Source organism: Microbacterium sp. NPDC003461, from assembly GCF_053588335.1.
Genome location: NZ_JBSFPT010000010.1, coordinates 52,387 through 65,983 on the forward strand (window position 1 = coordinate 52,387; position 13,597 = coordinate 65,983).

Below are 13,597 nucleotides of genomic sequence, written 5' to 3' on the forward strand. Positions count from 1 at the left end.
ACCGCAACTCCTCCTGCATGCGCTCGGGGGTGTCGGTTCGTCCACACCCGCCGTTTCCACCGGCTTATCCACAGAACGGCCGTTTCTGGTCCTGGCCGGGGCTTCCGCGGGTTCCGGTGTCGGTGGTCGGTGAGACGATGCGGGTATGACATTCCTCAGCGATTTCCAGGACCGGGCAGGCGCAGTCGCGTCATTGCCGCCGGTGGATGTCGCTGTGGTGGCGGCCCTTCCAGACGAGGACGTGCTCGCCCTGCTGACCGTCGCGACCGACCTGGCCAAGACCGCCGAACGCGTCCGAGCGGTCGCCGCGGGAGTCGTATCGGCGCGCTCGTCACGGGCGGCGGGGCACAAGGGTCTGGCGCAGGGTCGGGGGCATCGCAACGCGGTCGCTCTCGTGCAGGAGCTGTCCGGAAGCACCCGCGGCGACGCCGCCCGACAAGTACGCGTCGGTCAGTCGCTGGTGGAATCTGCGCTGGGCGGGAACGGCGCGGGCGCCGAACCGGCTACGGCACCGGAGGGCCTCGACCCCGCCGCTGCGGCCGAGCAGAGCGTCCCGCCGGCGGTGCCGTGGCATGACCCGGTGGATCAGGCGCTGCTGAGCGGGGTGGTCACGGCGGCGCAGATGGACGCGATCCTCCGCGGCCTCGGCCACCCACCCACCGGCTCCTCGTCGCAGGATTCGTCGCCGGCCAGCGCGGATGCCGCAGTGGAGGCGTGGCGGCTCGCGGCCGAGCAGCTGGTCGCCGTCGCGGCCGAGTGCACGGTCGAGGATCTCGCCACCGCGGCACGGGTGTTGCGGGACCGGTTGGATCCGGAAGGTGCCGAGGCGCGGTTCCTGGCCCGGTTCGAGGCACGCGCGTTCCGGATGTGGACGGACGCGGACGGCGTCCAGCACGCGAAGATCGTGTTCGACGACGAGGGTGCGGCGTGGATGCGGACCGTGATCGACGCGGCCCTGCGGCCCCGCCGCGGCGGTCCCCGGTTCGTCGACCCCGACGAGGCCGCGAAAGCGCAACAGCTCACCGACGACCCGCGGACGAACGACCAGCTCACCTACGACCTCATCCTCGGGGTGCTGCGCGCCGGCGCCGTCGCCGACGCCGAAACGGTGTTCGGTGCCCGCCAGCCCGGCGTCCGCGTCGTCACCATCGACCCCACCCGCAACGCCGCCGGCGGCGCCGGCAGCGGGGGCGACGCTCCCAGCGGGGTCGGCAGCGACGGTCCCGTCCAGCCCGGTCCCGGCCGGCCCGGTCCCGGCCGGCCCGGCCCCGGGTACACCGAGGACGGCGGCCACCCGCTCCCCGCCCCGGCGGTCGAGCAGGCCATCTGCACCACCGGGCACACCCCGGTCACCGTCGACGTGCACGGGAACCCCCTCGACGTCGGGCGGGAACAGCGACTGTTCACCCCGAAACAGCGCATCGCCCTCGCCATCCGCGACGGCGGCTGCTGATGGCGCGGATGCGGCATGCCCGCCTCCTACTGCGAAGCCCACCACATCGACACCTGGGCCACCCACGGTGGACGCACCGACATCGACCGCGGCATCCTCCTGTGCAGGTTCCACCACATGAACCTCCACCACCACCGCTACCGCATCACCCGCGACCGCCACGGCCCCTTCCTGCTCCACCCACCCGACAGCAGCGAACCCACCGAACTCCCCACCCGCTCCCCCCTCCGCTGGGCCTTGGGGCCGCCGCCACGCGCCGCCTGACCCCGCCCCGGGGATCGCGCGCATGAGCCACCCCGGGCCCAGCGGACCGGACCGAGCCGTCCCCCGCTCCTACAGAAACCGCGCGGCACACTCGACCGGTCGCTGAACAGAACCGCCCAGCAGCCGATCGGCCGCCGAACGAGCCGCACACCCCCACCGGCTGACGAACGAAGCCGCGCACGTCCCGGTCTGTCGCCGAACGGATCCGCGCACCACCTAATCGGCTGCCGAACGAGCCGCGCACAACCCAATCGGCTGCCGAACGGATCCTCGCACCACCCCCATCGGTTGCTGAGCGGAGGCGCGAAGCGCCGTAGATGAAGCGACCACCGCGACCCGCCCGACACCGACAACCCTCTGGCAAGCCACCACCGCACCGCTCGATACCGTGGACACATGCAGGTCTGCCTCGCCTCCACGTCGCCCGCCCGCCTCATGCTCATGCGCCAGGTCGGCATCGAGCCGCGCCTCGAGGCGCCCGGCGTGGACGAGGAGGCCGAGATCGCCGCCATCGAGGCCGCCGAGGGGCGCACGCTCCCGCCCGCCGAGCACGTGCTCGTCCTCGCCCGCCTCAAGGCGCAGGACGTCGCGACGCGCCTCGCCCGCGAGGCCTTCGACGGCATCGTCATCGGCGGCGACTCCATGTTCGAGCTCGACGGGGTCGTCTACGGCAAGCCGTACACCGCCGAGAACGCCACCGCCCGCTGGCGCGAGATGCGCGGCCGCACGGGCGTGCTGCACTCCGGCCACAGCGTCATCCGCGTCGCCCCCGGCACCGAGCCGCGCGAGGTGCACAACGTCGCCGAGGCGTCCGTCTCGTTCGCGGCCGACGTGGACGACGCCGAGATCGCGACCTACGTCGCCACCGGCGAGCCGCTGCACGTCGCCGGCGCCTTCACCGTCGACAGCCTGGGCGGCGCGTTCATCGAGCGCGTCGAGGGCGACCCCTCCACGGTCATCGGCATGTCGCTCTCCACGATCCGCCGCCTGGTCCGCGACCTCGGCATCACGTGGACCGACCTCTGGAACCGCACGTCGTAGACATCACGACACGAATCCCGAGCTTTGTTGTCGGGGGCGCTCAAAGGAGCGGGGGCGGCCGTTACTAGGCTGAAATCCATGTCCGTCCCCCGTGCGCTCAGCAAGGTCCTCATCGCCAACCGCGGCGAGATCGCCGTCCGCATCATCCGGGCAGCCCGCGACGCCGGGCTCGGGTCCGTCGCCGTGTACGCCGACCAGGACCGCGACGCCCTCCACGCCAAGCTCGCGGACGAGGCCTACGCGCTGGGTGGCGAGACGAGCGCCGACACCTACCTGAAGATCGACAAGATCCTCGCCGTCGCCCGCCGATCCGGCGCCGACGCCGTGCACCCCGGCTACGGATTCCTCGCCGAGAACGCCGAGTTCGCGCGCGCCGTCATCGGCGCAGGGCTCGTCTGGATCGGTCCCTCGCCCGAGGCCATCGAGGCCCTCGGCGACAAGGTCACCGCGCGCCACGTGGCCGAGAAGGTCGGCGCGCCCCTCGCCCCCGGCACCCCCGGACCCGTCGACACCGCCGACGAGGTCGTCGCCTTCGCCGAGCAGGTCGGGCTGCCGATCGCGATCAAGGCCGCGTACGGCGGCGGCGGCCGTGGCCTCAAGGTCGCCCGCACGCTCGAGGAGATCCCCGAGCTGTTCGAGTCGGCCACCCGCGAGGCGATCGCCGCCTTCGGCCGGGGCGAGTGCTTCGTCGAGAAGTACCTCGACAAGCCGCGCCACGTCGAGACCCAGTGCCTCGCCGACGCGGAGGGCAACGTCGTCGTCATCTCCACGCGCGACTGCTCGCTGCAGCGCCGCCACCAGAAGCTCGTCGAGGAGGCGCCCGCGCCCTTCCTCACCGACGAGCAGAACCGCATCCTCTACGACGCCTCCAAGGCGATCCTGCGCGAGGTCGGCTACACCGGCGCCGGCACGTGCGAGTTCCTCATCGGCGCCGACGGCACCATCTCGTTCCTCGAGGTCAACACGCGCCTCCAGGTCGAGCACCCCGTCTCCGAGGAGGTCACCGGGATCGACCTCGTCCGCGAGCAGTTCCGGATCGCGGCGGGCGGCACGATCGACTACGACGACCCCGCGCCGCAGGGCCACTCGATCGAGTTCCGCATCAACGGCGAGGACCCGGGCCGCGGATTCCTGCCCCAGCCCGGCCCGATCCACGTCTTCAAGACCTTCGGCGGCCCCGGCATCCGCCTCGACTCGGGTGTCACGGCCGGCGACAGCGTGAGCGGCGCCTTCGACTCGCTGCTCGCGAAGATCATCGTCACGGGCAAGGACCGCGCCGAGGCTCTCGAGCGCTCCCGCCGCGCCCTCGACGAGTTCGAGGTCGCCGGACTCCCCACGGTGCTGCCCTTCCACCGCAAGGTCGTTCGCGAGCCCGCCTTCACGGCGGAGGACGGATCGTTCGGCGTCTACACGCGCTGGATCGAGACCGAGTTCGACAACGACATTCCCGCATGGGACGGCGAGCTCGAGCCGCCCGCCGCGCCCGAGCCGCGCCACACCGTGGTCGTCGAGGTCGCGGGCAAGCGCCTCGAGGTGAGCCTGCCGGATCGGATCACCGCGTCGGTCGCGTCCGCCGGCCGCCCGGCCGCCGCTCCCCCGTCGCGCCGTTCGCACAGCGGCGGAGCGGTCTCGACCGGCGCCTCGGGCGACACGCTGAAGTCGCCGATGCAGGCGACGGTCGTCAAGGTCGCCGTCGAGGAGGGCCAGGAGGTCGTCAAGGGCGACCTGGTGGTCGTGCTCGAGGCGATGAAGATGGAGCAGCCGCTGCAGGCGCACAAGGACGGCGTCATCGCCGCCGTCGACGCCACCCCGGGCACCACGGTCCCCGCCGGCCACCAGCTGCTGCAGATCGTCTGACGTTCCGCGCGCCCTCGGCCTCGACTCCGCTTCGCTCCGCTCGGCCCGTCTCCGCTCCGGCGCTATCGCGCCTCCGGTCGACGAGCGAGAGTTGCGGAGGTCGCTTCATCTGCGCTCGCTTCGCTCGCTCCGTTCAGCAACCGTGGGCTTCATCCGACCGGTTGCTGAACGGAGCGCGCGGAGGCGCGGAGATGAAGCGACCACCGCAACCGCTTGTCGACGGCGCGTTGACACGCTCCGCGTGATCAACGCTCAAGGTCGAGCGCCGTGGGTCGGTATCGAGAAGATCGACACTCGGCCCGCTCGCACCACCCCTGCGGCACTCCCCAGGGTCTCGGGTCAGATCCCGAGGTCCGTGGCCACCTCTTCGAGGGATCGTGTGCGCGCCTCGCCCCGGCGAATCGCTTCGGCCTCGGCGCGCAGGGTGTACGCGTACTCGATCTCATCGAGGTGGTCGGTCACGGCCTCGCGCACGTAGTAGGCCGCTGGATGCCCCGTGGATGCGGCGAGTGCATCGAGCCGGGCCTTGATGTCGTCCGGCAGGCGCACGCTGAGAACGCTCGTAGACATGTTTGCATGTGTCGCACACGAGGGCGGAATCATCATGGACGGCGGCTGCCTCCCCGCCGTCGGCCACTGACCCCCGGCGCAACTCGAGCCGGCGTTCAGCGCGAGCTGTCCGCGGTGTCGGCGAACCGGAACGTGACATCCGCCTCCGGATCGACACCGACGATGATGCCGCGGTAGAACGCCTCCGACTGCTCCCTCAGAACCTGCAGGTTCTCCTCGATGTAGTCCGCCTTGACGTCGTCGCTGAGGACGGCCGTGACCATCTCCAGCTGGTCGATCTCGGGCGTGATCCAGCTGAGCACGCCGTTGCTCTCCGTCACCAGCTCGAAGCTCGCATCATCGTGCCCGATGAAGACGAAGTCGGGGATGGTGACGACATACCCTCCAGCGCCCTGGGGCTCGACTCTCACCTCGTCGCCGTCCACCCCCAGCTTCGCCGTGAAGGCGTACTGCATGAAGGACGCGCGTTCGCTGCCTGGGATGTCGATGCCGAGGAAGGTGCTGCTGTCGCGTCTCTGACTGATGCCCTGAACCGCCAGGCTCAGCAACGCGACCTGCTGCTGGCGGGTCACCGCCGTGATGACCTCGGTGCTGCGCTCATCGGTGTCGTTCCCGAAGAACATCGAGCTCCGCATGCCGCTCAAGACTCCCGCCACGCTGAAGCCTCCGACGACGGCCAATGCGATCCCGATGACGGCGATCGGCCACAGCAGGAACCGCCCCGCCCTTCGCATGCCGGAACCAGGCCTCAGGCGCGGCCGCGGAGGTCGACGCCGTGCATCGCGCGGGCCGCGTCGGTGATCGAGGTCGTCAGCGACGGGTACGCGGCGAAGACGCGGCCCAGCTGATCCACCGTCAGGCGGCGCTCGACCGCGATCGCGATCGGGAAGATCAGCTCGCTCGCCTTGGGGGCGACGACGACGCCGCCGATGATCGTGCCCGATGCCTCGCGCGCGAACAGCTTCACGAAGCCGTCCTTCACGCCCATCATCTTGGCGCGCGCGTTGGCCTCGAGCGGCAGCTTGTAGACGGCCGCGCCCTCCTCCTGCGTCCAGCCGACCGTCGCGATCTCGGGGCTCGTGAAGATGTTCGACGCGATCCGGCGCTCCGAGAACGGGATGACCGCATCGCCCATCGCGTGGAACACCGCGGTGCGGCCGAGCATGCCGGCGACCGAGGCCAGCGGCACGAGGTTCGTGCAGTCGCCCACCGCGTAGATGTTCGGCACCGACGTGCGCCCCACCTTGTTGACCATGATGTGACCGGAGTCGGCCAGCTGCACGCCCGCCGTCTCGAGCCCCAGATCCTTCGTGTTCGGCACCGCGCCGACCGCCATGAGGCAGTGCGAGCCCTCGACGGTGGATCCGTCGGAGAGCGTCACGACCACGCCGTCGCCCGTGTTCACGACCTTCTCGGCGCGCGACTTGGCGAGCAGCTTCATGCCGGCGCGGCGGAACACCTTCTCGAGCACCTTCGCGGCGTCGGGGTCCTCGCCCGGCAGCACCTGCTCGCGGCTGGAGACGAGGGTCACCTGCGAGCCGAGGTTCATGTACGCCGACGCGAACTCGGCCCCCGTCACGCCCGATCCGACGACGATGAGATGCTCGGGCACCGACTCGAGGTCGTACAGCTGCTTCCACGTGAGGATGCGGTCCCCGTCCGGCTTGGCGCCCGGCAGCTCGCGCGGCGAGGCGCCCACCGAGATGACGAACGTGTCGGCCTCGATCCGGTCGAAGTCGGTGCCCTTCGGCCCCGTCGACACGACGACGGCCTCGTCGCCCTCGAGCCGGCCGTGGCCCGAGATGACCTTGACGCCCGCCTCGAGCAGCTGCTCGCGGATGTCCTCGGACTGCTGCCCGGCCAGCGCGAGGATGCGCTTGTTCACGGCGAGCAGGTTGATGGCGACCTCGGGCTTGAGGGGCTTGCCGTTCTCGCCCTTGGCGTAGAACTGCACGCCCAGGTCGCCCGCGTCGCCGATCGAGCGCGCGGCGTCGGCCGTGGCGATGAGCGTCTTCGAGGGCACCACGTCGGTGAGGATCGCGGATCCGCCCACGCCGGTGCTCTCGATGAGCGTCACCTCGGCGCCGAGCTGCGCGCCCGCGATCGCCGCCTCGTAGCCGCCCGGTCCGCCGCCGATGATCGCGATCCGCTGCTTGCGCTCGAAGTCGAAGGTCATGCGGCCCATTCTTCCCTATCCGCCGCGGGGGCATCCCCGACTCTCCCGACCGCGAACCCGCCCTCGATCCGCGAGCCCGCCCTCGATCCGGCGCGGGTTCGCGGATCGGGCGCGGGTTCGGCGACACCGGCGGCGTCAGCCCGGGCCGGTCTATCCTCGTGTGATGACGCATCCCCTCGATCCCCCGGCCGACCCGTTCGTGGTCGCGCGCCGGGCAGCGGACGACATCGCACGCCTCACGGGCGTGGAGCGGCACGACATCGCCGTCACCCTCGGCAGCGGCTGGGGCAAGGCCGCCGACCTCATCGGCGAGACCGTCGCGACGGTCCCGGCCACCGAGGTCACCGGGTTCTCGCGCCCCGCGCTGGAGGGCCACGTCGGCACCCTGCGCTCGGTGCGCACGGCGTCGGGCCGGCATGTGCTCGTCATCGGCGCGCGCACCCACTACTACGAGGGCCACGGCGTGCGGCGTGTGGTGCACAGCGTGCGCACGGCCGCCGCGGCCGGCGCGACGACGATGGTGCTCACCAACGGCGCCGGCGGCATCCGCGAGACGTGGACGCCCGGCCAGCCCGTGCTCATCAGCGACCACCTCAACCTCACCGCCGACACCCCGCTCGAGGGCGCGACGTTCATCGACATGACGGATCTGTACTCCGCGCGCCTGCGGGCCGTCGCGCGCGAAGTGGATCCGTCGCTCGACGAGGGCGTGTACTGCCAGTTCCGCGGGCCGCAGTACGAGACCCCGGCGGAGGTGCGGATGGCGAGGGCGATCGGCGGCGACATCGTGGGCATGTCCACGGCGCTCGAGGCGATCGCGGCGCGCCAGGCCGGCATGGAGGTGCTGGGCTTCTCGCTCATCACCAACCTCGCCGCCGGCATCTCGCCCACCCCACTCAGCCACGAGGAGGTCATCGAGGCCGGCCGCGAGGCGGAGGGGCGGATCTCGCGCCTGCTGGCGGATGTGATCGGACGGATCGCGTCGTGACGGCGGTCGATCGGGCGCGCGCCTGGGTGGCGCAGGATCCGGACGCGGTGACCCGCGCCGAGCTCGAGGCGCTCATCGCGGCGGCCGAGGGCGGTGACGCCGACGCCGCGAACGACCTCGAGGCGCGGTTCGCGGGCCGGCTGCAGTTCGGCACGGCCGGGCTGCGGGGCGCGCTCGGCGCCGGGCCCCTGCGCATGAACCGGGTGCTCGTGTCGCAGGCCGCCGCCGGATTCGCCGCGTACCTGCGCGAGCGCATCCCGGATCGCGCGCCGGTCGTGGTCGTCGGCTACGACGGGCGCCGCAACTCCGACGTGTTCGCGCGCGACTCGGCCGAGCTGTTCGCGGGCGCGGGCCTGCGGGCCGTGCTGCTGCCGCGGCTGCTGCCCACGCCCGTGCTGGCGTTCGCGCTGCGGCACCTCGGCGCCGACGCGGGCGTCATGGTCACCGCCAGCCACAACCCACCCGACGACAACGGCTACAAGGTGTACCTCGGCGGCGACGACGCCGGATCGCAGATCGTCTCCCCCGCCGACGGCGAGATCGCCGCACACATCCAGCGCGTCGCCGACACCGCCCGCGTCGGCGAGCTGCCGCGGGGCGAGTTCGAGACGGCGCCGGAGGATGTCGTCGACGCGTACGTCGCCGCGACGGCGGCCGTCGCCCCCGCGCCGCATGCCGCTGCCGGCATGAACTGGGCGTACACGGCGATGCACGGCGTCGGCTGGCATACCTTCGCGCGCGTGCTCGACGCGGCCGGCTACCCGCGGCCGGCCCTCACGGCCGCGCAGATCGATCCGGACGGCACGTTCCCGACCGTGTCGTTCCCCAACCCCGAGGAGCCGGGGGCCATGGATCTGGCCTACGAGACGGCGACCGCCGCCGGGGCGGAGTTCGTGCTCGCGCACGATCCGGATGCGGATCGGCTGGCCGTGGCGATCCCGGACGGCGACGGCTGGCGGCGACTCACGGGCAACGAGATCGGCCTGTTGCTCGGCCTGCGCGCGGCCCGCGCGGCCCAGGGCACGCCGGGGGCGACGCTCGCGTGCTCGCTCGTGTCGTCGCCCGGGCTGAGCGCGATCGCCGAGCGCTACGGCCTCGGCTTCCGCGAGACCCTCACGGGCTTCAAGTGGATCTCGCGCGCGCCCGGGCTCGTGTTCGGGTACGAGGAGGCGCTGGGCTACCTCGTCAACCCCGAGACGGTGCGTGACAAGGACGGCGTCTCGGCCGCCGTGGCCGTGCTGGGCCTGGCCGCCGAGGCGCGCGGCCGCGGCGCGACGATCGCCGATCTGCTCGACGAGCTCACGGCCGAGATCGGCGTCTACCGCGACGGCCAGGTGTCGATCCGCGTCGACGACGTGGCGGTCATCGGGCGGATCATGGCCGCGCTGCGCGCCGATCCGCCCGCCACCTTCGGCGAGCGCGCCGTCACGCGCGCCGACGACCTCGCGGCGGGCGCGCCCGGCCTGCCCTCGGGCGACGTGCTGCGCTACGCGCTCGACGACGGCTCGCGCGTCATCGTGCGCCCGAGCGGCACGGAGCCCAAGCTCAAGGTCTACCTCGACGTCCGCGGCGCGGACACGCCCGACGCCGCCGCCCGCCTCGCCGCCCTCGACGCCGCGGTCCGGGAGCTGCTCGCCGAGTTGTCCTGACCCTCCTCCGCCGACCCCGCGCTCCTTCGCCGAACCCGCGCTCCATCCGGGGCGGGTTCGCTGATCGAGCGCGGGTTCGCGGGGCCGGAGGAGGGCGCGGCTGCTCGTCCACAGGCGGCCGGAGCGAGCGGCGCGGGAGAACCGGCTGTGGAGAGGCGGCCCGGCGGCGGCGCGTCGGGCAGGGTCTGGGCATGGGCCAGAACCTCACCGTGTACAGCCGCACGGATCTCGAGCACGCCGGGGCCAGCGATCACGCGATCCGCCAAGCCGTGTCGGCGGAGCGCCTCCACCGGATCCGGCCCGGCGCCTACGTCGACGCGGCCGACTGGACCGCGGCCCCGATCGAACAGCGCCAGCGCGCCGCCGCGGCGACCGCCCTCCGCGCCAGCCGCGGACCGCTCGTGCTCGCGGGCATCACCGCCGCGGCCGTGCACGGGCTCCCGCTGTTCCGCCTGCGGGACGAACGCGTCCACGTGCTCTGCCACGCCGACCGCGTCGCCGCGAAGAACCCCTTCGTCATGCGCCACGAGGTGCCGTTCACGGACGACGATCTGACGCTGGTAGACGGCATGCCCGTCACATCGCTCGACCGCACGGTCTGCGACGTCATCCGCTCGATCCCGCTAGAGGCCGGCGTCGCCCTCGCCGACGCCGCGCTCGCGATGGCGCCCGACGGCGCGGACGAACTCCGCGCGCGATTGGTGCGGCGCATCGCCTGCCTTCCCGGGGCGCGCGGCATCCGGCGGGCACGGGAGGTCGCGGCCTTCGCCGATCCGCGATCCGGTTCTCCCCTCGAGAGCGCAAGCCGGTGGTTCCTCCACGTTCTCGGCTTCCGGAACGTCCGGATCCAAGAGCCCTTCCCCGGCCCGAACGGCGCGGATTACCTGCTCGATTTCCGCTTCCGACGCGGGATCGGCGAGGTGGACGGCGCGACGAAGTATCGCGATCCGGCCTTCCTCGCGGGGCGCACTCCGCAACAGGCTCTCATCGACGAGAAGCGCCGCGAGGACTGGATCCGGGGGCGCACCCAGGAGCCTTTCGCCCGGTGGATGGATCGCGACATGCCGAACGCCCGCGCGCTCGGCGCGCACCTGGCCTCCTTCGGCATCCGCCCCTGACGCCGAACCCGCGCTCGATCGCCGAACCCGCCCCGGATCCGGCGCGGGTTCGCGGATCGAGGGCGGGTTCGCGGATCGAGGGCGGGTTCGCGCAAAGAGGGCGCCGTCGCCAGCGTGGGGCGGCCGGTAGCGTGGGGGCGTGCAGCGGAACATCGTGGTGACGGCGGCCGACGGGCTGCACGCGCGCCCCGCCGCGCAGCTCGCCCAGCTCGCGCGGCAGCTGCCCGGCACGCTGCACCTGCTGATCGGGGGCCGCGTGGTCAACGCCGCCAGCGTGCTCGCGGTAATGGACCTCGAGCTCTCCCCCGGCACCCCGGTCACCCTCGAGGCCGATGGCCCCGCCGCTGAGGCGGCCCTGGATGCCGCCACCGCGATCCTCGCGCCCCCGCACTGACGCCGAACCCGCGCTCGTTCGCCGAGCCCGCCCCGGATCCGGCGCGGGTTCGCGGATCGAGGGCGGGTTCGCGGAGGAACCGGGCCCAACCCTGCCCGGGCCCAACCCCGCTCAGCCGTCGATGACGGCGGCGAGCTCGTCGAGGAAGGATGACAGGTCGGTGCCGCGGCGGATGAGGCGCTGCGCGCTCTCGGGCTCGCCGAACACCTCGACGAACTGCTCGAACACCGTCTGGAACGCCGCGCGGTCGCTCTCGCTGAACGCCACGAGCGCCACGACGTTCACGCGCCCGTCACCCCACGCGATCGGCTGATCCGCGATCCCCAGCGCGATCGCCGTGCGCCTCGCCGTCATGCGCAGCGCGTGCGGCACCGCGAGCGTCTCGGTGAACGCCGTCGACGACAGCCGCTCGCGCTCGATCGTGCTCTCCACATACTCCTCGCCCACCACGCCCTGCGCCACGAGCATCGCGCCGAGGCGCCGGATCACGCCCTCCTCGCCGCCGGCCGCGTCGATCCCGCGCACGAACGCGCCGGGCGCGAAGTAGCGCGCCAGCTCCGCGCGCAGCCGGCCGAGCCGCCGGGCCCGCCGCACGCGCGCCGCGGCGGCCGTGACGCGCTCGACGTCGACGTCGGTGAGGAACGGCTGGATCCGCACGATCCGCTCCGACGGCACGGGCGGATCGATCGTCGTGAGCACAAGATCCGTGCCCATCCCGTCCCAGTCGACGTCCACGCGCGTCTCGACGTTCGTCACCTCGATCGAGCGGCCCAGCGAGCGGACGACGCTCGAGCGCAGCAGCTCGTGCAGCTCGTAGTAGCCGGGGCACACGATCGTCGCGGTGAGCGTCGTCTCGGCGCGGCGGCTGCGCTCCAGCCGCCCGCCCACGTGCATCGCGATGTAGGCGATCTCGTCGTCCCGGATCGGCACCCCGAGCGTCTCGGACAGCTCGCCGGCGATCGAGACGGCCACGTCGAAGATCATCGGATACGCCGACTTCAGCGTGCGCGTGAGCGGGTTGCGCGACCACGCCTGCTCGCGCGCGCGGTGCACGAGGTTCTGCACGTGCAGGGCGAGTCGCTGCACGAAGTCGTCGTGCGCGATGTCGACGAGGTAGTCCTCGGCCGCACGCGTCACCGCCGCCGAGACGGCCGCCGCAATCTGCGGATCCGGGCGCGCCCCGCCCGGCTCGCCCGGCGCCCCCGGCACCACGATGCGGGTGAGCACGAGCGCGGCCAGGTGCAGCCGGTCGCCCCGCCCCAGCTCCACGCCGAAGTGCGTGCGGGCGAGCTCGCCGATCGCGTCGGCGACCCGCTCGCGGGTGGGGTCGGCCTCGCCGTGCGCGGCCTCGAGGGCGTGCCCCTGCGCCACGCGGTCGGCGGCGATCGCCCCGTGCAGCACGACGTCGGAGGCGGCGAACTCGTTCACGAAGAACCCGAGCCGCCCGAGCTCTGCGACGAGATCGGCCTTGAACGCCCCGAGCGCGCCGGACGGGATCGCGAGGGCGTCGGCCGCGCGGCGCAGGGACGCCAGGTCGAACGCGCCGTCGTCCATCTCGTCGTGCACGAGGCGGCTCACGAAGCGGCGCCTGGCCAGCTCCGTTCCCGTCAGCCACAGGCGCGAGCCCTGCCGCTCGAGCGCGAGCCCCGACCCCGCGGCCCCCGCACCGGGCCCGCCCAGCAGCGCGCGCACGCGCCCCAGGTCGGCCTCGAGCGTGGCCGAGCTCACGTGCAGGCGGTCGGCGGTGTCGAACACGTCGATGCCCTCGTCGGCGTCGAGCAGCGCGCGCACGATCGCGTGCAGCCGCTGCCGCGGGGTGCCCGGCTCGGCGTCGGCGTGCAGCGCGGCGGCGGCGCCCGGCAGAGCGCGGTAGCCGGCGGGACCCGACTCGATGGCGTCGCCGCCGGGCACGCGCGCGTTCACCGCGGTGACGTACGAGCGCACGCTGCGCGGCGTGACGCCGAGCTGGTCGGCCAGCGTCGCCGCGGTCATCCAGTCGCCGCGGCGCAGCAGGATGCCGAGCATCCGATCCTGCCGTCGCCTGGTCATGTGCGCCTCTCTCGTCCCCTCGTTCAGTCAATCACGCG

At 72.9% G+C, this 13,597-nt stretch carries 12 protein-coding genes; 8 read left to right on the forward strand and 4 right to left on the reverse strand.

The genetic code is table 11. From position 1 onward, the window contains the following. Positions 1-202 precede the first annotated feature (202 nt). The 4 genes from ACWDR7_RS06115 to ACWDR7_RS06130 all read left to right on the forward strand — a co-directional run bounded on the left by ACWDR7_RS06115 (position 203) and on the right by ACWDR7_RS06130 (position 4,615). Positions 203-1,453, forward strand: a complete 1,251-nt coding sequence (locus tag ACWDR7_RS06115) for a DUF222 domain-containing protein (RefSeq protein WP_449854038.1) — start codon at positions 203-205, stop codon at positions 1,451-1,453. 15 nt (positions 1,454-1,468) lie between these two features. Continuing rightward, positions 1,469-1,717, forward strand: a complete 249-nt coding sequence (locus tag ACWDR7_RS06120) for a hypothetical protein (protein WP_449854039.1) — start codon at positions 1,469-1,471, stop codon at positions 1,715-1,717. A gap of 396 nt (positions 1,718-2,113) precedes the next feature. Beyond that, entirely contained in the window at positions 2,114-2,758 is a 645-nt protein-coding gene (locus ACWDR7_RS06125) for a Maf family protein (RefSeq protein ID WP_449854040.1), read from the forward strand. Positions 2,759-2,836: 78 nt separating this feature from the next. Continuing rightward, positions 2,837-4,615 (forward strand): acetyl/propionyl/methylcrotonyl-CoA carboxylase subunit alpha, encoded by a 1,779-nt coding sequence (locus ACWDR7_RS06130; RefSeq protein ID WP_449854041.1) that lies wholly within the window; start codon positions 2,837-2,839, stop codon positions 4,613-4,615. 339 nt (positions 4,616-4,954) lie between these two features. Here ACWDR7_RS06130 and relB read toward each other — a convergent pair whose 3' ends face one another. The 3 genes from relB to ACWDR7_RS06145 all read right to left on the reverse strand — a co-directional run bounded on the left by relB (position 4,955) and on the right by ACWDR7_RS06145 (position 7,361). Then, the gene (gene relB / locus ACWDR7_RS06135) at positions 4,955-5,185 is read right to left on the reverse strand and encodes a type II toxin-antitoxin system RelB family antitoxin (protein ID WP_449854042.1); all 231 of its coding nucleotides are present in this window, start codon (positions 5,183-5,185) and stop codon (positions 4,955-4,957) included. Between the two features lie 95 nt (positions 5,186-5,280). Then, a complete protein-coding gene (locus ACWDR7_RS06140; protein WP_449854043.1) occupies positions 5,281-5,919 on the reverse strand; it encodes a hypothetical protein in 639 nt (212 codons plus the stop codon). A gap of 14 nt (positions 5,920-5,933) precedes the next feature. After that, positions 5,934-7,361 carry an NAD(P)H-quinone dehydrogenase gene (locus tag ACWDR7_RS06145; protein ID WP_449854044.1) on the reverse strand — a complete coding sequence of 476 codons (1,428 nt, stop codon included), beginning with the start codon at positions 7,359-7,361 and terminating at the stop codon, positions 5,934-5,936. A 163-nt stretch (positions 7,362-7,524) separates the two neighbouring features. On the opposite strand from ACWDR7_RS06145, the gene ACWDR7_RS06150 reads away from it, so the two are divergent. The 4 genes from ACWDR7_RS06150 (at position 7,525) to ACWDR7_RS06165 (ending at position 11,510) form a co-directional block, all read left to right on the forward strand. Beyond that, a complete protein-coding gene (locus tag ACWDR7_RS06150; RefSeq protein WP_449854045.1) occupies positions 7,525-8,349 on the forward strand; it encodes a purine-nucleoside phosphorylase in 825 nt (274 codons plus the stop codon). After that, positions 8,346-9,998 (forward strand): phospho-sugar mutase, encoded by a 1,653-nt coding sequence (locus ACWDR7_RS06155; RefSeq protein ID WP_449854046.1) that lies wholly within the window; start codon positions 8,346-8,348, stop codon positions 9,996-9,998. Before ACWDR7_RS06150 ends, ACWDR7_RS06155 begins: the two co-directional genes overlap by 4 nt. 191 nt (positions 9,999-10,189) lie before the next feature. Next, positions 10,190-11,116, forward strand: coding sequence for a hypothetical protein (locus tag ACWDR7_RS06160; RefSeq protein ID WP_449854047.1), 927 nt, complete (start codon positions 10,190-10,192; stop codon positions 11,114-11,116). Positions 11,117-11,255: 139 nt separating this feature from the next. Further along, positions 11,256-11,510, forward strand: coding sequence for an HPr family phosphocarrier protein (locus ACWDR7_RS06165; protein ID WP_449854048.1), 255 nt, complete (start codon positions 11,256-11,258; stop codon positions 11,508-11,510). A gap of 111 nt (positions 11,511-11,621) precedes the next feature. Here ACWDR7_RS06165 and ACWDR7_RS06170 read toward each other — a convergent pair whose 3' ends face one another. Continuing rightward, positions 11,622-13,559 carry a BglG family transcription antiterminator gene (locus ACWDR7_RS06170; protein ID WP_449854049.1) on the reverse strand — a complete coding sequence of 646 codons (1,938 nt, stop codon included), beginning with the start codon at positions 13,557-13,559 and terminating at the stop codon, positions 11,622-11,624. Positions 13,560-13,597: the final 38 nt, after the last annotated feature.

Coding starts and splice junctions, on each gene's coding strand:
- ACWDR7_RS06120 (WP_449854039.1), top strand. CDS start 1,469: ATGCCCGCCTCCTACTGCGAAGCCCACCACATCGACACCTGGGCCACC.
- ACWDR7_RS06125 (WP_449854040.1), top strand. CDS start 2,114: ATGCAGGTCTGCCTCGCCTCCACGTCGCCCGCCCGCCTCATGCTCATG.
- ACWDR7_RS06130 (WP_449854041.1), top strand. CDS start 2,837: ATGTCCGTCCCCCGTGCGCTCAGCAAGGTCCTCATCGCCAACCGCGGC.
- relB (WP_449854042.1), bottom strand. CDS start 5,185: ATGTCTACGAGCGTTCTCAGCGTGCGCCTGCCGGACGACATCAAGGCC.
- ACWDR7_RS06140 (WP_449854043.1), bottom strand. CDS start 5,919: ATGCGAAGGGCGGGGCGGTTCCTGCTGTGGCCGATCGCCGTCATCGGG.
- ACWDR7_RS06145 (WP_449854044.1), bottom strand. CDS start 7,361: ATGACCTTCGACTTCGAGCGCAAGCAGCGGATCGCGATCATCGGCGGC.
- ACWDR7_RS06150 (WP_449854045.1), top strand. CDS start 7,525: ATGACGCATCCCCTCGATCCCCCGGCCGACCCGTTCGTGGTCGCGCGC.
- ACWDR7_RS06160 (WP_449854047.1), top strand. CDS start 10,190: ATGGGCCAGAACCTCACCGTGTACAGCCGCACGGATCTCGAGCACGCC.
- ACWDR7_RS06170 (WP_449854049.1), bottom strand. CDS start 13,559: ATGACCAGGCGACGGCAGGATCGGATGCTCGGCATCCTGCTGCGCCGC.